General features: G+C 69.8%; 20 protein-coding genes. 10 read left to right on the forward strand and 10 right to left on the reverse strand.

What is annotated here, in order from left to right:
- The 4 genes from AB0I18_RS32840 to AB0I18_RS32855 all read right to left on the reverse strand — a co-directional run bounded on the left by AB0I18_RS32840 (nt 1) and on the right by AB0I18_RS32855 (nt 2,766).
- A complete protein-coding gene (locus tag AB0I18_RS32840) occupies nt 1-954 on the reverse strand; it encodes a DUF6623 family protein (protein WP_363109286.1) in 954 nt (317 codons plus the stop codon).
- Between the two features lie 293 nt (nt 955-1,247).
- A complete protein-coding gene (locus AB0I18_RS32845) occupies nt 1,248-1,643 on the reverse strand; it encodes a nitroreductase/quinone reductase family protein (RefSeq protein WP_363109287.1) in 396 nt (131 codons plus the stop codon).
- A gap of 18 nt (nt 1,644-1,661) precedes the next feature.
- On the reverse strand, nt 1,662-1,904 hold the full coding sequence (locus tag AB0I18_RS32850; protein ID WP_363109288.1) for a DUF397 domain-containing protein: 243 nt from the start codon (nt 1,902-1,904) through the stop codon (nt 1,662-1,664).
- A 10-nt stretch (nt 1,905-1,914) separates the two neighbouring features.
- Nucleotides 1,915-2,766 (reverse strand): helix-turn-helix transcriptional regulator, encoded by an 852-nt coding sequence (locus AB0I18_RS32855; RefSeq protein WP_363109289.1) that lies wholly within the window; start codon nt 2,764-2,766, stop codon nt 1,915-1,917.
- 212 nt (nt 2,767-2,978) lie between these two features.
- Here AB0I18_RS32855 and AB0I18_RS32860 point away from each other — a divergent pair, with 212 nt between their 5' ends.
- The 5 genes from AB0I18_RS32860 (at nt 2,979) to AB0I18_RS32880 (ending at nt 6,094) form a co-directional block, all read left to right on the forward strand.
- Entirely contained in the window at nt 2,979-3,425 is a 447-nt protein-coding gene (locus tag AB0I18_RS32860) for an ATP-binding protein (protein WP_363109290.1), read from the forward strand.
- 101 nt (nt 3,426-3,526) lie between these two features.
- The gene (locus AB0I18_RS32865; RefSeq protein WP_363109291.1) at nt 3,527-3,799 is read left to right on the forward strand and encodes a hypothetical protein; all 273 of its coding nucleotides are present in this window, start codon (nt 3,527-3,529) and stop codon (nt 3,797-3,799) included.
- Nucleotides 3,796-4,077 (forward strand): hypothetical protein, encoded by a 282-nt coding sequence (locus AB0I18_RS32870; RefSeq protein ID WP_363109292.1) that lies wholly within the window; start codon nt 3,796-3,798, stop codon nt 4,075-4,077. Before AB0I18_RS32865 ends, AB0I18_RS32870 begins: the two co-directional genes overlap by 4 nt.
- A gap of 174 nt (nt 4,078-4,251) precedes the next feature.
- Nucleotides 4,252-5,742, forward strand: a complete 1,491-nt coding sequence (locus tag AB0I18_RS32875; protein ID WP_363109293.1) for an alpha/beta hydrolase — start codon at nt 4,252-4,254, stop codon at nt 5,740-5,742.
- A gap of 10 nt (nt 5,743-5,752) precedes the next feature.
- On the forward strand, nt 5,753-6,094 hold the full coding sequence (locus tag AB0I18_RS32880; protein ID WP_363109294.1) for a hypothetical protein: 342 nt from the start codon (nt 5,753-5,755) through the stop codon (nt 6,092-6,094).
- Nucleotides 6,095-6,238: 144 nt separating this feature from the next.
- Here AB0I18_RS32880 and AB0I18_RS32885 read toward each other — a convergent pair whose 3' ends face one another.
- Nucleotides 6,239-7,801 (reverse strand): CehA/McbA family metallohydrolase, encoded by a 1,563-nt coding sequence (locus AB0I18_RS32885; RefSeq protein WP_363109295.1) that lies wholly within the window; start codon nt 7,799-7,801, stop codon nt 6,239-6,241.
- A 267-nt stretch (nt 7,802-8,068) separates the two neighbouring features.
- Between AB0I18_RS32885 and AB0I18_RS32890 the strand changes: the two genes are divergently transcribed.
- The 3 genes from AB0I18_RS32890 (at nt 8,069) to AB0I18_RS32900 (ending at nt 11,953) form a co-directional block, all read left to right on the forward strand.
- The gene (locus AB0I18_RS32890) at nt 8,069-10,654 is read left to right on the forward strand and encodes a bifunctional FO biosynthesis protein CofGH (protein WP_363109296.1); all 2,586 of its coding nucleotides are present in this window, start codon (nt 8,069-8,071) and stop codon (nt 10,652-10,654) included.
- Nucleotides 10,655-10,782: 128 nt separating this feature from the next.
- Entirely contained in the window at nt 10,783-11,355 is a 573-nt protein-coding gene (locus AB0I18_RS32895; RefSeq protein ID WP_363109297.1) for a hypothetical protein, read from the forward strand.
- Nucleotides 11,356-11,416: 61 nt separating this feature from the next.
- On the forward strand, nt 11,417-11,953 hold the full coding sequence (locus AB0I18_RS32900; protein ID WP_363109298.1) for a DinB family protein: 537 nt from the start codon (nt 11,417-11,419) through the stop codon (nt 11,951-11,953).
- Nucleotides 11,954-11,984: 31 nt separating this feature from the next.
- Here the strand turns inward: AB0I18_RS32900 and AB0I18_RS32905 are convergent, their stop codons facing one another.
- The 4 genes from AB0I18_RS32905 to AB0I18_RS32920 all read right to left on the reverse strand — a co-directional run bounded on the left by AB0I18_RS32905 (nt 11,985) and on the right by AB0I18_RS32920 (nt 16,981).
- Complete coding sequence (locus AB0I18_RS32905) at nt 11,985-12,260, reverse strand: ArsR family transcriptional regulator (RefSeq protein WP_363109305.1); 276 nt, start codon at nt 12,258-12,260, stop codon at nt 11,985-11,987.
- A gap of 41 nt (nt 12,261-12,301) precedes the next feature.
- Entirely contained in the window at nt 12,302-15,721 is a 3,420-nt protein-coding gene (locus tag AB0I18_RS32910) for a S8 family serine peptidase (RefSeq protein ID WP_363109299.1), read from the reverse strand.
- Between the two features lie 262 nt (nt 15,722-15,983).
- Nucleotides 15,984-16,175: a DUF397 domain-containing protein gene (locus AB0I18_RS32915; protein ID WP_363109300.1), complete on the reverse strand. Its 192-nt coding sequence runs from the start codon at nt 16,173-16,175 to the stop codon at nt 15,984-15,986.
- Entirely contained in the window at nt 16,172-16,981 is an 810-nt protein-coding gene (locus AB0I18_RS32920) for a helix-turn-helix transcriptional regulator (RefSeq protein ID WP_363109301.1), read from the reverse strand. The genes AB0I18_RS32915 and AB0I18_RS32920 overlap by 4 nt, the downstream gene beginning before the upstream one ends.
- Before the next feature lie 118 nt (nt 16,982-17,099).
- Here AB0I18_RS32920 and AB0I18_RS32925 point away from each other — a divergent pair, with 118 nt between their 5' ends.
- Both AB0I18_RS32925 and AB0I18_RS32930 read left to right on the forward strand, forming a co-directional pair.
- Nucleotides 17,100-17,543 carry an ATP-binding protein gene (locus tag AB0I18_RS32925; protein WP_363109306.1) on the forward strand — a complete coding sequence of 148 codons (444 nt, stop codon included), beginning with the start codon at nt 17,100-17,102 and terminating at the stop codon, nt 17,541-17,543.
- 304 nt (nt 17,544-17,847) lie between these two features.
- Nucleotides 17,848-18,681, forward strand: coding sequence for a helix-turn-helix domain-containing protein (locus AB0I18_RS32930; RefSeq protein WP_363109302.1), 834 nt, complete (start codon nt 17,848-17,850; stop codon nt 18,679-18,681).
- Nucleotides 18,682-18,713: 32 nt separating this feature from the next.
- On the opposite strand, the gene AB0I18_RS32935 is transcribed toward AB0I18_RS32930, so the two are convergent.
- Complete coding sequence (locus AB0I18_RS32935) at nt 18,714-19,619, reverse strand: alpha/beta hydrolase (protein ID WP_363109303.1); 906 nt, start codon at nt 19,617-19,619, stop codon at nt 18,714-18,716.
- Nucleotides 19,620-19,720 lie beyond the last annotated feature (101 nt).

A 19,720-nucleotide genomic window follows, 5' to 3' on the forward strand; every position in this document is an offset into this window, starting at 1 on the left:
TCACGGATCGATGGTCAGGGCGCTGTTGTGCATGGTGGTGATCTCCGACGTGGCGAGATCGGGCGGCGGGTTGGTGATGTTGTCGGTGCCGTTGCCGGTCATCAGCCGGTTGTTGTCGTTCACGTGGTTGAGACCGAGGACGTGCCCGATCTCGTGCCCCAGCGTCCAGCGGCTCGCCCCGCTGGCCACGACGGCGCCGGGGCGTCCCGCGGGATGAGCGGCGCAGCCGTTGAACGGCGGGTTGGTGGCCTGTACGAAGTACGCGACGACGTCGTTCGTGCCGACGTTGTTGCGGTTGCCGAACAGGGCGGTCTGCTCCGCGGTGCTCTCGCCGCGGGTGCAGCCGCCGACATCGACGACGTTCAGCGTGGGCAGGTTCAGGTTCTCGCTGCTGCCGTGGACCACTCGGAAGCCGTTCGGCTCGTAGGACTCACGCATGCCCGCGATCATGTCGTCGATCGTGAACCGGGAGGGCGCGGTGAGCACCTTGACGTGCAGCCGGACCGTTTCGAGGAGTTTGAAGTCGCAGCCGGCCGAGCTGAACTCCAGCGTGTTCTGGGCGTCGGTGGAGCCGGCGAAGCGGACGCCGACCGAGATTCCGACACCCCACCGCACGTCCGGTTTTCCGGGTACGTCGAACCGGGAGAAACCGAAGGCCGAGGGGGACAGGTCGAGTCCGTCATGGGCGGCGATACGGTTCTCGCCGTCATACACGTGGACGTTCGTCACCGACGCGAAGTCGGAGCTGGCCCGGAAGCGCAGCATGACCGAATCGGTCATCTGCCGTTTGTCCTTCACGATGACCGGGGTGGGTACCGCGAAGTGGAACCAATTGGTCGAGTTGGGCCTGCCGACGACCCGTACGAAGAAACCGGCGCGCCAGGTGCTGACGAGCTGTGCGGGTTTCTCCACGTCCATGGTGTGGCCGTGGGTCCACATCGCCTGAGTGATCACAGCGGCATCGCTCCCCCCGATTGTTGAAAACGGCAACGCATCGGGTGGAGCGGCGGTATCAAGAGAAGACTGCTCGATCGCGCCAAATGGTCAATTACTCCCCCGTGCGTCCTTTTTAGGGAGGTAATTGAGGTCTGTCAAGGCGTGGTTCCGGAGGAGGGCTATTTATTTTCCCGACCCTTCGGTAAGAGCCTCCCGGCCGAATATCGTCCGAAAATTACTCGCACACCTGTACTCGTAATCAGCACGCAATCGACTCAGGCGCCCCTTGTGACTCGGCAGCCAGACGCGGATCAGTCGGTCAGATCGACCCGTACCGTCAGCAGATTCGTGCCGAACGCCTTGACCGCGCCGCTGTTGAACCGCGGCAGGGACTTCAGCCGGGCGCGGGCGTCGTCCTCCGGCAGCAGCTGGGCGGTGCCGTTGTGCCAACGGCCGTTGACGCGGACCCGGACCTTCGGGTCGGCCTTGATGTTGCGGATGTACTGCGACTTCTCGCCGTACTCGGAGACCAGCCAGAACTCCTGCCCCACGCGGCGCCCGCCGATCGGTGTGCGGCGCGGCAGCCCCGATGTCCGCCCGGTCGTCTCCAGGAGGGTCTGGAACGGGAGGCGTCGGCTGATCGGATTGGCGATCCATCTCTGGACCGACGTGATGGCACGGAATTTGATCTCGTCGGGGTGCGACATCTCAGTCCTGGTTTCCTTTCAGTCCTGGTTTCCCTTGAGCGTACGGAGGAGGGTGCTGAAGGTGGTGGGGGTGGTCGCGAGTATGGAGTGGGTGGGGTCGGAGCTTTCGGTGAGGCGGATCGTTTTCGCAGGGGTGGCGACTATGTGCAGGCAGGCGTCGCCTTCTTGGCAGTAGGACGACTTCTGTGCGGTCGCGGCGACGTGGACGCAGGATTCGCCCTGGGCGCAGTAGGACGACTTCTGCCATGCGTAGGTGGTCATGTGGGTCCTCTCACAGTTCGGTGACCAGGCTCTGGATGAAGTCTCGGGTTTTCTCCGGGGGAAGGGCTACGGACTCCATGCGTTGCAGCAGATTCCGGTACGTGTCCAGTTCGGCCTCGGCGTCGACCAGGGCGGGTCCGTGCGACTGGTCCAGGGAGACCGTGTCGAGCCGAGGAACAGGGCCCCCGATGTAGAGGAACGTCTGTCCGGAACCCGGGTAGGCGCCGATGGCGAAGGGGATCACCTGGATCGTGATGCCGTCGCGCTCGCTCTGGACCAGCAGGTGTTGCAGCTGCCGCTTGGTGACCGACGGCCCGCCCACGGGTACGCGGAGAGCGGCCTCGTGGATGATCGCTTGGTACGGCACCGGCTTGTCCTGGTCCAGCAGCGCCTGGCGCTGGAGTCGATGGTTCACCCGATGCTCGATGTCGAGGCGGCTGAATTCGGGCACGGCCTGCTCGTAGATGGCGCGAGCGTGGTCGGCGAGCTGGAGCAGGCCGGGGATGTGAGCGGTGTTGGCCGCCCGGAGCAGGACCGCGTGGTGCTCGATCTCGGCCAGGTCGAGGAGGGCTGCCGGGAGCACTTCCCGAAAAGTCTCCCACCAGCCACCCTTCCGCTCCGTGGCCAACTCCATCAGCCCGTCCACATGGGCGGTGTCGGCGCAGCGGTAGATACGGGCCAACGCACGCAGCCGGTCGGGGCTCACACCGAACCGACTGGCCTCGATGTTGCTGAGCTGCGCCTGGCTGACGCCGAGTTGGCGGGCGCCCTCCGTGACGGTCAGCCCTGCGCGCTCGCGCAGCCGCCGCAACTCCGTGCCGAGACGCAGCCGACGGGCGGTCGTGGCGGTCCTGGGCGCCATGGCTCAACTCTCCTTGCACAACCACATGATGGTGTCACCCATACGAGCGAAAACCTCATGCGATTGCCGAAATGGGAAATATATTAAGTCGCGAGCCGCTGGCTTACTGACTCAGGCGCCCCGCTCAGGAGCACCCCGCTCGACGGAGCGGCCGCGGTCACTGGGCACCCGTAGTGCACACCGCAACTCCCTCTCGCGATCGGAGACTTCCCATGGCCACCGTATCCCCGCCCTGGTCCTACACCCTCCAACTCCCGCACGATCCACGCGCACCGGGGATCGCCCGGACAACCCTCCGTACCGTCCTCGCCGCCCACGGCCTGACCGACCTCGCCGTCACCGCCGAGCTGGTGGCCTCCGAACTGCTCACCAACGCCCACCCGCACACCCGTGGCCCGTACGCCCTGAGGCTCCGCCTCGCGGACTCCGGGCGGCTCCGGGTCGGCGTGTGGGACGCCGACCCGAAGGTCCCGCCCGGTTTCGGCGGACCCCCGGGGGCCCTCGATGACGTACCCCCGGAAGCCGAACACGGCCGCGGACTGCACCTCGTACGGGCCTGCGCGGACGCGTGGGGCGTGCAGGTGCCGCGCGAACCGGGCGCGTCGAAGGGCGGCAAGCTGTTGTGGGCGGATTGCGGGCACGGGGCGGTGTCGCGGTGAGCGCACCGGTGTGGAACCCGGCGCAGGGTGAGCGATGTCCGTCTCGCGAAGGCGGCGCCATACTGAGAGGAGGAGCCATGCCCTTTCACCAGGAGCAGACCATGAGCGCACAGCCTGAGCACGGCCGCGGAACGATGCCCCTCCCGGAGATCCGGACCGTGGACGACCTGCGCAGTGCGCTCAGCCGCTACGGGTTCCCCGGTGACCGGGAGAGGTTCGAAGAGGAGCTGGCGGCGGCCATAGGAGCTTCCCCGACCAATGATTTCGAGGGTGCCGCCGCCGTTGTCAGGGCGTACCGCCACCGGGTTCGGATCCGGAACTCGCCGGAGATCATGGCAGCCCTTGAGGATGCGCGCCCCGGCGGCGGTACATGAGCGAAATTCCGCTGGAGGAGGCCGAGCCTGCCAGGAAGGCGTTCGGCGATCTTACGGAGGGGGAGCGAGAGGCTGTCCAGGACGCGTTAACGGTCATCGGACGTGATCCAGCAGCCGGTCGCGAGATCCCCGGCTGGCGTCCTCCCTCTGTGGAGTACACGTACACCACACCTCTCGCGCGCGACTCGGCCGAGGCGATCACCGTCGTCTACACGCACACCCCCGGTATGGGAGTGACGGTCGTGTACTACTTCCGTGATCCACAGATGGTGGGCTGAGGGTGGGCTGAGGCCTGTCTGCTTGACCCGAGAGCCCGTGGTCGTCTGCCCCGGCAAACCCCCCTGAAAACAGGCCGGTTAGCCGGATGGGACGACCGGTGTCGGTCCGCGACGCTCTTCCGCATGATGAAAGCCAAGCGAGCCAAACGAGCCAGGCGAGTCAAACGAAACGTCATGGTGGTCGCCGCGTCCGCCGCGATTCTCGGTCCTGCCGTTCCCCTTACCGCCACCGCCTCAACTCCCGTCTCCGCCAAGCCTCTTGAGTGGGTGAAGTGCGAGGGGAGCGGGCTCGACCCCCGGCAGGAGTGCGCGACCGTCGACGTACCGATGGACTACTCCGATCCCGGTGGCAAGAAGATCGGCATCGCCGTCTCCCGTATCCCCAGCGAGAAGCCGGCCGTACGTCGCGGGGCCTTACTGCTGATCGCCGGGGGGCCCGGCGGTGGCAGCCTCGACGAGATCTCCGGGAAGGGGCAGCAGCTGCCGCAGGAGGTACGGAACGCGTACGACCTGATCGGGTTCGACCCGCGCGGGGTCGGCCGCTCCGTTCCGGTCAGTTGCGGGCTGGATCGCGGTGACCTGGTCAGGTCCGAGTACTTTCCCTGGCCCGCCCCGGACGGGTCCGTCACCGAGAACATGGCCACCGCCCGGCGGACGGCCGATGCCTGCGAGCGCAACGGCGGCGAGTTGATGCGGCACATCAGCACCGCCGACAACGCTCGCGACATCGACCGCGTCCGGGCGGCGCTCGGCGAGCGGAAGCTGTCCGCGTGGGGTCTCTCGTACGGGTCGTATGTCGGCGCCGTCTACGCTCAGTTGTTCCCGCACCGCACCGACCGCTTCGTGCTGGACAGCAACCTGGACGGGAACGGCGATCGCGTCAATGGCCAGGTCGGCCGTGCTTTGTGGGCGGGGTTCGAGGTCGGTGTCGAGGACGTCTTCCCGGAGTTCGCCAAGTGGGCCTCGAAGCCCGGGAACAAGTACCGGCTGGCTGATACGGCGGCCGAGGTGCGGCCGCTCTTCCTGCGGCTGGCCGTACGGCTCGACCGTGAGCCGATCCCGTGGCCGGACGCCGACACGGCCGAGCTGAACGGAAACGTGCTGCGCCAGGCCATGGTGGACGCGTTCTACGACCCCGACGGCTTCCCGGCCCTGGCCCAGTTGATCCTGGCCGCGCGGAAGGGCACTGTTCCGCCCGCGCCCGAGCCGCCCCCCGAGCCGCTCATGCAGAACGCTCTCGCCGTCACCCACGCCACCACCTGCAACGACAGTGACTGGCCCGAGTCAAGTGCCCAGTACCAGAAGGAAGTCGACCAGAGCCGGGCCAAGTATCCGCTGACCGCGGGAATGCCGAGGAACGCGACGACCTGCGCGGCCTGGCCCTACCCGCCGAAGCAGGAGCCGGTACGGATCACCGACCGGGGCCCGTCCACCATCCTGCTCGTGCAGAACGAGCGCGACCCGGCCACCCCGCTGAGCGGCGCCCGCAACCTCCGTGCCGCCCTCGGGAAGCGTGCCGTCATGGTGACCGTCGACTCCACCGGGCACGATGCCTATCTCGGCAACGGCAACGCGTGCGGGGACCGGACCGTCACCCGCTATCTGGCGACGGGCGAACGACCCGCCCGGGACACCTACTGTGGTCGGGCGAGCGGACGGGAGTAGCGTTTGAGCAATGGTCACGATGAAACCGACGTCGCAACCACACAAGATCATGATTTTGAGGCGTGCCTCGTGGGTGCTGTTCGCCATCGGCGTGCTGACCGTCGTCGCCCTCTTCGTACTGCTGCCCGACAGCATGCAGGACGTTTTCACGGACGGGTCCCGCGACGGGCGGGCGCGTGAGCAGCAGGCGGCGGGCAGCGAACTGGCAGTGGTCATCACCGCGATCTCGGGGCTGGTCTCTGCCATCGGCGGCGCGTGCGGAGGGGTGGCGGCGATCATGCTCGCGCGGCGCGGCCAGCAGCCACCGGCGCCCGCGCCTGCGCCGCCTGAGTCAGGCAGCCCGCCCGAGTAACGCCTCAGTACCGCGCCCCTGTTGGGGCGCGAACGGGCCCCGGCGGGGAAGGCGAACCGGTACCGCCTGACTCCCTCCTGCCGCGACTGACGCCGCCCTGGCGGCCGTCTACGGCCCAGCCGCCGGACGGCCGTCTACCAGCCCCTACCGGCCCAAGAAGACCGGATTCGTGAACGCCGCCAGCGCCCCCGGCAGGGGCCCGGCCGCCGCCTCGTGTCGCAGTTCCGCTCGTACGTACGCCGCGTACTGGGCCGTGGTACGCCACTCCACGGTCCCGGTGCCCGACACCGGCAGGACCGCGCTCGTGTGCAGCACGCCCTGGTCCGTGACGAAGCGGGCCCTGCAGCGGGGGGCGCCCGTGACTTCGAGGCGGACCGTGACCGGGTCGTCGCGGTCCACCCTCAACCGGCCGCCGATACCCGCGTGTTCGCCCTTGGGACCGGAGGCCGAGAAGGACACCGACACGGCCTTGGACTCGGCGACGTACGAGCGGCCGGCCCGCAGGCCCTCCTGGATCGCCTCGCGGGTCAGGTCGTCGGCGAGGACGACCGTCTGCGGGGTGCCGACCGGGTCGGGGTCGCGGTGGGCGTCGCTGTTGCCCATCGCCGGGATCCAGTCCCGGCCGTTCCGGCCGTCCCGGCCCTCCCTCACCGAAGCGACCAGCATGCTGTCCCAGTCGGCCAGCGACACCTCGTCGTCCGGGCCGTACGGGCCGTTCCACACCTCGACCACGTCCGCCTCGCCGAAGCCGAACTTCCAGTTGCAGCCGATGCAGGTGGCGTGCGGATGGGCGGGCACGACCAGACCGCCCGAGCGGCGGATCTCCCGCGCGTACTTGCCGAAGCGGTTGTCGCGGGCGCGGTAACGCCAGTCCACGAACGTCCCCGGGTCCGTGCCGAGCGCGACGACATGGCCGTTGCGGGTCGTGACCTCCTCGCCGAGCATGATCAGGAGGTCGTCACCGGCCTGGTCGGCCCAATGGGCGTGCGCGGCATGGGTGTTGTGCTCCGACGTGTTGATGAAGTCGAGCCCGGCGGCGCGTGCCAGCGCCGCGATCTCGGCGGGCGTGCGGCGGCCGTCCGAGTACCAGGAGTGCAGGTGGCAGTCCCCGCGGTACCAGGCGCGGCCGCGGCCCTTGGCCCGCGCGGGCGGGTACACCGGGTCGGGGGTCTCGCCGGGTTCGCCGTGGGTGAGCGTGATGGTGATCTCGTACGGGAGTCCCTGCGGGGCCACCGTGTACGGGCCGAGCGCGATGTACCAGGTGCCCTCGCGGACCGGGCCCGGGATGTAACCCGGCGTCGCGTCGTCGGCGCGGATGAAGAACTCCGTGCGCGCCCCGCCCGACCAGCCCCGGAAGCCCTTGCCGCCCAGTTCGGTGCCGCGCTGGTCGAAGATTCCGATGTCGAGCGCGTTGCCCGCGGTGCCCGCCGGGACGGAGGGCTTCTCGTAGGTGTACGCGACCTTGATCTCCCGTACGCCGGACGGGACTTCGACGGGCAGGTACACGAAGTCCGGCGAACCGGTGGGCAGGGTGCCGCGGACGGTCCTGGTCTCCGAACCGTCTCCGTCTCCGTCTCCGTTTCCGATTCCGTCTCCGTCGGCCGCGTCGGCGCCGCTCGCGAAAGTCACGCTTCCCAACGTAAGCGCGGCGGCGGCTCCCGTCACGAACAGGGCGCGTCTGCCGATGCCGTGGTCGTCCTCGCACATGTCTGCTGCTCCCGGGTGTCGTGAGTGGCATGGATGGTGCAGGGGGTGGTGCGTGGGTGGGTGGTGCGTGGGGTGGTGCACGGGTGGTTCGGAGGTGGCACGAACAACCCTGGTATTCAGCCGTGAACGGCGGTGCAAGGGAAGGGAAGCGGCACATGTCGACCCACAGGAGGGGCCCCAGCCGCGTAACACGGTGTAAAGGCCGGCGGCCGTATACGTGAAGGCCGTCACTGTCGTGGCTGATCAAAGCGATCGTATGCTCGAAGGATGACGACTTCCGCGACCTCTGGAACCGGGCCCACCGCGAACGCCATGCGGCGCGCGCTCAAACGCGCCCGCGACGGCGTCGCACTCGACGTCACCGAAGCCGCCGTGCTCCTCCAGGCGCGCGGCGACGACCTGGACGACCTCACCTCCTCCGCCGCCCGGGTGCGCGACGCGGGGCTGGCGGCGGCGGGCCGCGCCGGCGTCATCACGTACTCGAAGAGCGTCTTCATCCCGCTCACCCGGCTGTGCCGGGACAAATGCCACTACTGCACCTTCGTCACGGTCCCGGGCAAGCTGCGCCGGGCGGGCCACGGGATGTTCATGTCCCCGGACGAGGTCCTCGACATCGCCCGCAAGGGTGCCGCGCTGGGCTGCAAGGAAGCCCTGATCACCCTCGGCGACAAGCCGGAGGACCGCTGGCCCGAGGCGCGGGAATGGCTGGACGCGCACGGCTACGACGACACGATCGCGTACGTACGGGCCATCTCGATCCGCATCCTGGAGGAGACGGGCCTGCTGCCCCACCTCAACCCGGGCGTCATGTCGTGGACCGACTTCCAGCGGCTCAAGCCGGTCGCGCCGAGCATGGGCATGATGCTGGAGACGACCGCCACCCGGCTGTGGAGCGAGCCGGGCGGGCCGCACTACGGGTCGCCCGACAAGGAGCCGGCGGTCCGGCTGCGGGTCCTGGAGGACGCGGGCCGCTCCTCCGTCCCCTTCACCAGCGGGCTGCTGATCGGGATCGGGGAGACGTACGAGGAGCGCGCGGACTCGCTGTTCGCGCTGCGCCGGATCTCCCGGGCGTACCACGGCATCCAGGAGCTGATCATCCAGAACTTCCGCGCCAAGCCGGACACGGCGATGCGCGGGATGCCGGATGCGGAACTCGACGAACTGGTCGCGACCATCGCCGTGGCCCGGCACATCATGGGCCCCGCGGCCTGCCTCCAGGCACCGCCGAATCTCGTCGACAGCGAGTACGGGCGGCTGATCGGCGCCGGTATCGACGACTGGGGCGGGGTGTCGCCGCTGACCATCGACCACGTCAACCCCGAGCGCCCCTGGCCGCAGATCGACCTCCTGCGCGACCAGTCGGCGGAGGCGGGCTTCGAACTGCGCGAACGGCTGTGTGTGTACCCGGAGTTCGTGCAGCGGGGCGAGCCGTGGCTGGACCCGCGGCTGCTCCCGCACGTACGGGCGCTGGCCGACCCGGAGACGGGCCTCGCCCTGCCGGACGCGGTGGTCGAGGGGCACGCCTGGCAGGAGCCCGAGGAGGCGTTCACGTCCTCGGGGCGTACGGATCTGCACCACACCATCGACACCGAGGGGCGTACCGGCGACCGGCGCGAGGACTTCGACCTCGTCTACGGCGACTGGGAGTCGCTGCGGGAGGCGGCGGCGCCCGGCATGGTGCCGTCGAGGATCGACACGGACGTACGGGCCGCGCTGGCCGTGGCCGCCGACGACCCGACGAAGCTCACCGACGACGAGGCGCTGGCGCTGCTGCACGCGGACGGGCCGGCACTGGACGCGCTGTGCCGTATCGCGGACGACGTCCGCAAGTCGATGGTCGGCGACGACGTCACGTACATCGTCACGCGGAACATCAACTTCACCAACGTCTGCTACACCGGCTGCCGTTTCTGCGCCTTCGCGCAGCGCCGCACGGACGCCGACGCGTACACGCTCTCGCTGGACCAGGTCTCGGACCGGGCCCGGCAGGCCTGGGACCTGGGCGCGGTCGAGGTCTGCATGCAGGGCGGGATCCACCCGGACCTGCCCGGGACGGCGTACTTCGACATCGCGCGCGCGGTGAAGGAGAAGGTGCCCGGGATGCACGTCCACGCCTTCTCGCCGATGGAGGTCGTGAACGGCGCGACGCGTACCGGGATGTCCATCCGCGAGTGGCTGACGGCCGCGAAGGAGGCGGGTCTCGACTCGATCCCCGGCACGGCGGCGGAGATCCTGGACGACGAGGTCCGCTGGATCCTGACCAAGGGCAAGCTGCCCACGGCGACCTGGATCGAGGTCATCACGACCGCGCACGAGCTGGGCATCCGCTCCTCCTCGACCATGATGTACGGGCATGTGGACCAGCCCCGGCACTGGCTCGGCCACTTCCGCACGCTGGCCCGCATCCAGCAACAGACGGGCGGCTTCACGGAGTTCGTGACGCTGCCGTTCATCCACACGAACGCGCCGGTGTACCTGGCGGGGATCGCCCGGCCGGGCCCGACGAACCGCGAGAACCGCGCGGTGATGGCGATGGCCCGCCTCCTCCTGCACCCGTACATCCCCAACATCCAGACCAGTTGGGTGAAGCTGGGCACGGAGGGCGCGGCGGAGATGCTCCGCTCGGGCGCCAACGACCTCGGCGGGACGCTGATGGAGGAGACCATCTCCCGTATGGCGGGGTCGAGTTACGGCTCGTACAAGTCCGTCAAGGACCTGATCGCGGTGGCGGAGGCGGCGGGGCGTCCGGCGAAGCCGCGGACCACGCTGTACGGCGAGGTGCCGGAGGAGCGGCAGCTCGCGGCGGCGGCCTCGGACGGGCATCTGCCGGAGCTGCTGCCGGTGCTGGAGTGAGAGGGCAGGGGGAGTGAGAGTGATGGCGGGGGCGCCCTCCGGCCCCGGATCGGTCGGCGAATCGACGGACCTCGTCGGAGTAGGATGATCCGACCCTCCGACGGGGTGAACCAGAGCTGAGGAGATGCGTGTCCGTGCCTGCCCGACGGCTTCCCTCGTGGGTCTGGGTCACCGGTCTGACCGTGCTGGCTCTGGTGGCGGTGGCCGCGCTGGCGGTCAAGGCCGACCAGGGTCCGCAGCCGACCGCCTCGTCACGGACCGACCGGTCCGCGTCGCCGAGCGCCAAGCCCTCCGCCTCGCCCCGGGAGTCCGAGCCGGTCGCGGTACCGGACGGTTCCGGTACGGGACGGCGCATCGTCTACTCCCTCAACCAGCGCCGGGTATGGCTGGTCGACGCGAGCGACGCGCCCCTGCGCACCTTCACGGTGTGGCCGGGGACGGTGAGCCCGGGGCTCGGCTCATACACGGTCGGCACCCGGCGCGAGGCCGCCACGGGCAGCGACGGCGTGGAGATCGAGAACATCGTCTACTTCACCGTCGCCTCCGGCATCAACATCGCCTTCTCCAACGCCGTGGACGGTTCGTCTCCGCCGCCGCCCGAGTCGGGGGTGCAGACCGGTGGGGTTCGCATGCGGGCGGCCGACGGGGATGCGGTGTGGAAGTTCGGCACCGAGGGGACGACGGTCGCGGTGGTCGGGTAGCGGGTCGGCGGCGGCGGATAACCGCTTTCCGGGTGGGGCGACGGCATGCCAGGGTCGGCGGGTGCGTACTTCCCGATGCGGTCTGCTGCGCTGGCAGTTCGACCTGACGTGGTCCCTTTTCGACTACCACCTGGAGAGGCTCGAACCCGAGGACTTCCTCTGGGAGCCGACGCCCGACTGCTGCTGGACGGTACGTCCCGACGCTGACGGCGCGTGGGTACCGGACTGGGCGGAGACCGAGCCCGACCCTGTCCCGGTTCCCACGATCGGCTGGCTGAGCTGGCACATCGGCTGGTGGTGGGGTACGACCATCGACCACGCGCGGGGCCGAACACCTCGGGACCGGACCGAGTTCACCTGGCCGGGCGACGGGAAGGCGGCCATCGAGTGGCTGCGCGGCCTGCGCACGGACTGGCTGGCGGTCCTGGACGAACTGACCGAGGCCGACCTGGACGAGACCGCCCCGTTCCCATGGCAGAACGACCCGGAGCACACGAAGGCCCACATGGCCGCCTGGGTGAACGCGGAACTCATGAAGAACGCCACCGAGATCGGCCAACTCCGCCTGCTCCGGGCGGCGGCGACTGCCGCAGAGTAATAGGAAGGTAGGCGAACCGGTCCCGGGTTGTTCAGGCCGCCGGGCCCGTGTCCGCGGTGTCCTCCCGGACGCAGGCGTCGAGGAGGCCGGGGAAGCGGGTGTCGAGGTCGTCGCGTCGCAGGGTGTTCATGCGAGAGGTGCCGACGTAGTACTGGCGGATGATTCCGGCCTCGCGCAGGACGTTGAAGTGATGGGTCGCGGTGGAGCGGGCCACGGGCAGGTCGAACTTTCCGCAGCTGATGTCCTCCGGGGCGCGGTACAGCTGGGCGGCGATGCTGCGGCGCACCGGATCGACGAGCGCTTCCAGGACCGTGCCGGCGGACCCGCCCGGTGAGCCTGCCTCCTGGCCTACTTGCCGAAATACGCGTCGTACACCGACACCGACGACCTGTTGCCCTGCTTGTCGGTGATGTCGGCTCGGAGGGATACGGACTTGTCCTCGGCCGGGTTCCTGATCGTGATGCGGCCGTCCTTCACCGGGGTCCTCTGCCAGGTGGCGCCCCGGTCGTAGGAGACGTACACGGCCAGTGACCTGAGGTTGCCGTCCGCCGCCGCGCCCTGGACGGTCACCGGCACCGAGGTCGTCCGGCCGGCGGGGGCGTGACCCGTCAGGTCGGTCTTCGCGCCGAAACGGACCGTGGAGACGGGGAGTCGAGTGCGGTCGGCGGTCTTCTCCGAGCGGAACGTCCAGCTCGCGTCGACCCGGGTGGAGGTGGCGCCGATGGCGGGGGCTCGGCGGACGGAGGTCGTCAGGCGGTAGTCGGCGGGGTCGGACGGGACGGTGAAGCCGTCGCCGTTGCCGTCGAGGCGGTCGGAGCTCTCCGCGAGTTCGGTGCCGTTGCGGTACAGGGTCGTCCTGACCGAGGAGTAGGTGGTCCGCCCCGCGTGGCCGTCGCCGTCCGCGTGCAGTGGCAGGTCGCCGGTGATCGTGTCGCCGTCGCGGAAGACGCCGTCGGCGGCGGCCAGGCGCGGACCGAGCACGCCGGAGTTGAAGCGCACCTCGTAGGCGGCGCCGCCCTTGAAGGCACGCGGCTCGTCGAAGCGGTAGCGCGACTCGGTGGGCAGGGAACCCTCCTCGTCCGGGGCGCCGTACTGCTCGAAGTCCACCTCCCACTTGGCGTTGTCCAGCGCGGAGAGGTGCAGTGTGCGGGTGCGCGGGAGCTTCTGCGGGGTGGGGATCATGGAGATGCCGCCGAGTTCCGGGAAGTAGCCCGCCGCGCCGAGACCGCCCTGCTTGCCCGCCGCCGACGCGCCCATGCCGACCTTCACCGTGGCGAGGTCGGCGGGCTTGAGGTGCTTGCGGTAGCCGGTCGCCAGTTTCCTGGTGTTGCCGCCCAGCATGACGTCGTACTCGGTGTCGGCGCCCTTCTTCCACACGCCGAGCCACTGCTGGTTCAGGACGCCGGTGGTGACCTCCGGACCCAGGTGGGCGGTGCGCAGTCCGTCGAACGAGTCGACCTGCACGCCTGTTTCGATGTTGTGGCGCTCACCCGCGTACCAGTACCGAGGCGCCACCCATACCTGCTTCGCCCCGCTGTCCGGCACCGTGATGTCGACGGGCTTCGCGGTGCGCGCGTCGACGGTCACCGTCATGTCGCGGTCGACCTCCAGCTTCGGCTGGACCAGCCAGTCGGTGCCCGCCCGGGAGTCCGCGGGGTCCTCGGAGATGGTCGTGTCGAAGAGGTAGGTGCCCTTCGGGAGGCGGGCCTCGACCGTGCCGGAGGGGTCGTACGGTTCCTGGAAGTGGCCGCCGTCGGGGATGTCCAGGCTCTGCAGGACCGACCTGTAGTCCGGCGTCGGGTGCCCGTCCCGGCCCACGAACCTCAGCGTCACGTCGTACGCCTCGGCCTCCCGCCGCACCACCGCGGCCGTACGCACGCTCTGGCCGCCGCCGGTCGCGGTCACGTAGGCGGAGTACACGCCGTCCAGCGTCCCGCCGAGCTTCGTGTTCGCGGTCAGGTCCACCGAGGCCTTCCCGCCGGCCGGCACGGTCACGGTCTTCGCCCCGAGCGCGAAGAAGCCGTCGGGGGCGGGCTCGCCCTTCGGACCGGCCGCCGTCACGGCGAGGTCGAGCGTGACGTCCGCCGTACCGAGATTCCGGTACGTGATCTCCTTGGCGACCGGGGTGTCGTCGGTGTGCGGCCACCGCTGGACGCCGAAGTTCACCGACACCGGGTCGGCGACCACCGTCTGCGCGAGGGCCCGGTCCACGGCGACCCGGCCCGAACCCTGCTGGTACGGCGTGTGGTCGGCGCCGCCGGTCGCCGAGGCGGTCAGCGCGCCCTTGAGTTCGGCGTACGTCCACTGCGGGTGCCGCTGCTTCAGGATCGCGGCGGCGCCCGCCACGTGCGGGGCCGCCATCGACGTACCGGGGATCGTCAGATAGCCCTCCGGGTTCTGGCCGACCTCCTTCTCGATGACGCTGCCAGGTGCCGCGGCGGCCGTGATGTCCACGCCGGGTGCGGTGACGTCCGGCTTGATGCCGCCGTCGCCGACGCGCGGGCCCCGGCCGGAGAAGTCGGCGAGCCTGTCGTCGCCGTCCACCGCGCCGACGGTGAGCGCGGCCTCCGCGCTGCCGGGGGAGTCGATGCTCTGCTCGCGGTCGCCGGAGTTGCCCGCCGCCACGGCGAAGAGGACGCCCTTCTCGGTGGAGAGCTTGTTGACGGCCGCTTCCAACGGGTCCACGCCGGGGGTGTCGTCGCCGCCAAGGCTGAGGTTCACGATGTCGGCGCCCTGTCCCACGGCCCATTCGATGCCCGCGAGGACGCCGGAGTCGTCGCCGGAACCCTCGTCGTCGAGCACCTTGCCGTTGAGGAGCGCGGCACCGGGGGCGACGCCTTTGTACGCGCCGTTCGAGCGGGCGCCCGTGCCCGCCGCGATGGACGCGACATGCGTGCCGTGGCCGAAGCGGTCGGCCGCGTCGGGGGACGGCGTGAAGTTCTTCTCGGCGACGACCTGGTCCTTGAGGTCGGGGTGGCTCGCGTCGACTCCCGTGTCCAGTACGGCGATCCGGACGCCCTTGCCGTCGTAGCCGGACGCCCACGCCTTGGGTGCGCCGATCTGCGGGACGGAATTGTCGAGGCTGGCCTTGCGGACTCCGTCGAGCCACACGTGGGCGATTCCGGAGGCGGCCCGCGCACTACCGGTCCTTGCGGTGCCGCCGGGTGTGTCGGTGACCGCGGCCCACAGGTCGGCGGGGTCCCGGGTGGTGACGGCCTCGGCATTCAGGGATTTCAGCGTCCGGCGGACCTCGGTGCCGTCCGCACCGCCTACGTCCGACTTCGCGGCCCCGGCCGCCGCGCCCTGGTAGCCGACGATCACCTTCAGGCCCCGCTTGTGGGAGGCGCGGACCGCCTTCCCGGTCAGCTCGGTGATGTCGAAGAGCCGCCGGTCGAGCCTGCCGGTGGCGATCAGGCGCTGCGCGTCGGCGGGGACGACGAGGGTATGGCCGCCCTCGACCCTGAGCGTGCGGACCGCGATGTGCTCACGGCCCGCGGCACGCTCGACGCCGGTGACCCGGCCCTTCTCGTCCACGGCGACCCGGTCACCGGTGAGGAGGGTGACGCGGTGCGCGACCGGGGCCTTCGTGGCCGCGCGGTCTGCGGCTTCGGCCCCGGTCCCGGTCCTGGTCCCGGCGCCGGTGGACATGTCCGCCGGCGCCAGGCCGGTCGTGCCCGCCGACGCCGGGCCCGTCATGCCCGCCGTCAGCGCGACCGCGGCCGCCGCGGCGACCGTGGCCGCGTACGCCCTCTTCGTCCGTCTGTTCACGTCTCCCCCTGGGGATGACAGCAGCTCCCCGCGAACTCGGCTCGCGGGGACGGTAGTTGGTGCCACCCAAGGGACGCGAGAGGTCAGGAGGAGAGTTGAGTTCCGGGGAAGAAGTCCCTCGCGGGTACCGCTCGGGACAGGTCGGCGGTACCCGGGACGGACCGGATCGCGGCCCTCTCCGTCCGAAGACGGATGGCCGGAAGTACCACTCCGCCTGAGAACTGGGGCGGTCCACCTCCACCGGTGGCGCCCCGCAACCGGCTCAGGGAACCAGCTGAGCGGAGAACGCGACGAACTCGGCCCACGAGGCATCCGCGAACGTGAGCCGCGGGCCCTGCTTGTCCTTGGAGTCGCGTACGTGGATGGTGGCGGCGGGCGTGGCTATCGCGACCTCGACGCAGTCCGGCCCCTCGTTGCTGCTGTAGCTGCTCTTGAACCAATCAAGGGCGGTCATGTCTCTCCCAGTGCCTTCTCGATGAGGGTCAGTGACTCCCGGGGAGTGAGAGCCTGGGATCGGATGATCCCATAGCGCAGTTCAAGGGGTTGTACCTCTCTGGGATCGCTGACCAGGCGGTTGTACGTCTGTCCCTCCTCGTGGGCCACCGTGTTGCCGTCCTGGAGCTTCAGCAGACGGATCGGTCCGCCCATACCCGCGTGGTCGTCACGATCCGTGGGCATCACCTGAATCTCGACGTGCCTCAACTTCCCGATTTCCAAAAGACGTTCGAGTTGCTGACGCAGCACCATTTTGCCCCCGAGAGGCCGTCGTAGCGTTGCCTCTTCCTGGACGAAAGTGAGCGTCGGCCGTGGAATGTGCTCGAAGATGCTCTGGCGTGCCATACGAGCGCTGACGTGCCGGTCGATTTCGTCCTCCGTGTACGAGGGGCGCCGCATCGTGTAAAGGGACCGTGCGTACTCCTCGGTCTGCAACAGCCCATGCACGTAGTGGTTGGAGTACGCGCCCAACTCGACCGCCTCGTCCTCCAGCTTCGCCAGATCCCGCACCTTCTTCGGGTAGCGGGCCTCCTCCACGTCCTTCTTCATTGCGGAGAGCTTCCCGCCCGCGTCGAGCACCTCGTCGGCCTTCTCCAGGAACTCCGGTTTGGGTACCCGCCGTCCCCGTTCCACCGACGAGACCATCTCCTCGCCGTACCCGATCGCGGCCCCGAACTCCGACTGCCGCATCCCGGCGGCCTCCCGCCACGCCTTGATCTGGCGTCCGACCGCCTTGAGTACGGCAGTCGCCTCCTCGTCCTCCACACCGCCCACCTTCCGAATCCCGCCTCGCGCGTACGGACCGGACGACCCCGGAACGTATCCGGACAGTCGCGCTCCGTACCGACGTCAGTGCTGTTCAGGGTAGACAGAAGTGACCACGCTGAGTGATGTGAACCGAGAAACCACTCAAGCCGCCGTCCCTGCGCTGCACTTCACGCTGCTGTTGTCCGCGACGCGCAGGGGCGCGCGCCTCGCCCGCTTGCTCACGGAGCGTCAACTCGCCGACTGGGGAGTGGCGTCCGAAGCAGCCGAGCACGTCGTCGCCGAACTCGCCTCGAACGCCGTGCTCCACGGCCGTGTCCCCGGGCGGGACTTCCGGCTGACGCTCCGCCTGGACGCGGTCGGCGTGCTGCGCATCGAGGTGACCGACGCCCGAGGCGACCGGCTCCCACATACCCACGACCCGGTCGGTGACTACGCGGAGTCGGGGCGCGGGCTGTTGCTCGTGGCGGCGTATGCGGACCGGTGGGGTGTGGTGGACGGGCCGGGGCCCGGTTGCAAGACGGTGTGGGCCGAACTGGCACCGGAACGTGGAACGGCGTGACCCGGTCGTGCCCGACGCCAAAGAAGAAAGAACCAGGGAAAGAACCAAACCCCACCCAACCCAGCCCGTCATCCACCGCAGCCCTGGTCACTCGGTCGGGTGATCGCAGCCGATTCAGCTGGCGCGAAGGCGAATTGGTCAGGCAGCGTCTGCTCCGACAAACAACCGCAAACGTGAAACGGCCCCCGCCGGGACTGCGAATCCCGAACGAGGGCCTCACCACCTAGGAAGCTGAACCTTCCCGATGACTGATCAGCACTTTAGCGCGCACTCGCGCGCCCGGACCGGCCATTCCCACCAAGGAGTGGACCACGTCGACGAACACCACGACGAGCAGTTCACCGTGGTCGGAAACCACCTCGCCCAGCACCCCGAACTGTCCCTGACAGCCATCGGTCTGGGCGTCCACATCCAGTCGCTCCCGACCGGAGCCGTGGTCAGCATCAAGGCTCTGGCGGCGAAGTTCCGCGAGGGCGAGACGAGGATCGCCTCCGCCCTGCGGGAGTTGGAGGAGCACGGCTACCTGGCCCGCACCAAGGAGCGCATTTCAGCGGGCCGGATCGTGACGCGCACGATCTCGTACAACAAGCCCCGGACGCGTACGGCCCCGCTGCCGCCGAAGCCTCACAGCGAACCGCCCCCGCCCCCGCCTCCGGTCCCGGTCCCGGTCCCGGTCCCGGATTCGGCCCCCGTCGTGCCGACACAGAAGCCCGCTGCCCCGCCGCAGGCCCCCGACTTTCCTGCTCTCCTCGACCTCCCTGATCTCCCCACCCACCGCACCGCCCGAGACGTCCTGGCAGGCCTCCGCACCTACGACCCCTGCCTCCACCTCACCGAGCGCGACGTCCGCGGCCTCACCCCCGCGGTGGCCGCCTGGCTGGAACGAGGGGTCGCCCCCGACGACGTACAGCGAACTCTCTCGGCAGGGCTGCCGCGGGAGGGCGTACGCCACCCGGCCGGCTTCCTGGCCAAGCGACTTACGAACCTCCTGCCCCCACCCCTCCCCACCCGGCCGGAGGCAGCCCGGCCCGACCCGCTCCAGAACTGCGACGGCTGCGACCGGGCGTTCCGGGCCCCGCGCCCAGGCCGTTGCCGGGGCTGCCGAGCGGACCTTTCGGCCCGAGTGACAGCGGCCTGACGAACAGCGGCCTGACGAACAACGGCCAGGTCCTACCGGGCGAGCGTGGCCAGTGCGTTCGCCACCGGTGTCGGGTCCAGTGGGCCGATGTGCGGGGCGGTGGGGAAGTCATGGACGCGGAAGGGATTGTGGGGCGTCCGTGCGTCGGCCTCCGCGATCATCCGGTCCTGGAGCTTCGTGGCGATCGTCCGGTCGTCGCCGAAGCGGAGATACGTGCGGGGCAGCCGTCCCCAGGTATCCGCCCTGCCGACGGCCCGCCCCGCGTAGGCCGTGGTCGACTCGTCCGTCTGCATGCTGCCGAGCCGCTGCCGGAACGCGTTGTCCGGATAGCCCGCGCACATCATCTCCCGTAGCGCCTTGAGGTCCTTGGCGTCGCCCGTGCGGGGATTGAGCCGCATCACACCGAGCTGTTCCGGGTCCCCGATGATCTGGTCGAACGGTATGAGCGCGTTCTCGTTCTCCGGCGCCGCGGTGCAGGCGTCGGGGGTCGGCAGGGTGGGGCTGGGGCAGAAGGCCGCCATGTAGCAGATGTGGTGGAGCAGTTCCGGTACGGCGTCGCCGACCCGGCTCACGGTGGCACCGCCCAGGCTGTGGCCGACCAGGACCACGGGGCCGTGCTTCGCCGCGCGGCGCACGATGCGCGTCACGTGTTTCTCGTAGTCGTCCAGGGAGAGGGCGGCGACGGGTGAGGGCTCGGTCGCCATGGCCGCCAGGTCCTGCCTCTGGTACGACTCCGGCACGAACGCCTGCGAGCCGTGCAACGGCAGATCCACCGCGACGACGCGATGCCCGAGCAGGGTCAACTCCTGCGCGACGGGCAGCCAATAGGCCCCCGCACTGTGCGTGCCGTGGACCAGTACGTACGTACACGGTCCTCTGCCGCGCCGGCCGCCGCCCCGGCTGAGGTCCCGGCCGGCGTCCCGCCCGGGCGTGGGCACGGACGCGTGGTCGTCCGATGTCTCGCGAACCCCGCTCAGCGCTAGCGACGTCGGCCCAAGCACTGCGTAGGACGCGCAAAGCGACCGGTGGCGGCTCACCC

It is taken from the genome of Streptomyces sp. NPDC050704 (genome assembly GCF_040654355.1).
GTDB lineage: Bacteria > Actinomycetota > Actinomycetes > Streptomycetales > Streptomycetaceae > Streptomyces.

Coding starts and splice junctions, on each gene's coding strand:
- AB0I18_RS32850 (WP_363109288.1), bottom strand. CDS start 1,904: ATGACCACCTACGCATGGCAGAAGTCGTCCTACTGCGCCCAGGGCGAA.
- AB0I18_RS32915 (WP_363109300.1), bottom strand. CDS start 16,175: ATGACCGCCCTTGATTGGTTCAAGAGCAGCTACAGCAGCAACGAGGGG.
- AB0I18_RS32855 (WP_363109289.1), bottom strand. CDS start 2,766: ATGGCGCCCAGGACCGCCACGACCGCCCGTCGGCTGCGTCTCGGCACG.
- AB0I18_RS32890 (WP_363109296.1), top strand. CDS start 8,069: ATGACGACTTCCGCGACCTCTGGAACCGGGCCCACCGCGAACGCCATG.
- AB0I18_RS32870 (WP_363109292.1), top strand. CDS start 3,796: ATGAGCGAAATTCCGCTGGAGGAGGCCGAGCCTGCCAGGAAGGCGTTC.
- AB0I18_RS32880 (WP_363109294.1), top strand. CDS start 5,753: ATGGTCACGATGAAACCGACGTCGCAACCACACAAGATCATGATTTTG.
- AB0I18_RS32865 (WP_363109291.1), top strand. CDS start 3,527: ATGAGCGCACAGCCTGAGCACGGCCGCGGAACGATGCCCCTCCCGGAG.
- AB0I18_RS32860 (WP_363109290.1), top strand. CDS start 2,979: ATGGCCACCGTATCCCCGCCCTGGTCCTACACCCTCCAACTCCCGCAC.
- AB0I18_RS32875 (WP_363109293.1), top strand. CDS start 4,252: ATGGTGGTCGCCGCGTCCGCCGCGATTCTCGGTCCTGCCGTTCCCCTT.
- AB0I18_RS32885 (WP_363109295.1), bottom strand. CDS start 7,801: ATGTGCGAGGACGACCACGGCATCGGCAGACGCGCCCTGTTCGTGACG.
- AB0I18_RS32845 (WP_363109287.1), bottom strand. CDS start 1,643: ATGTCGCACCCCGACGAGATCAAATTCCGTGCCATCACGTCGGTCCAG.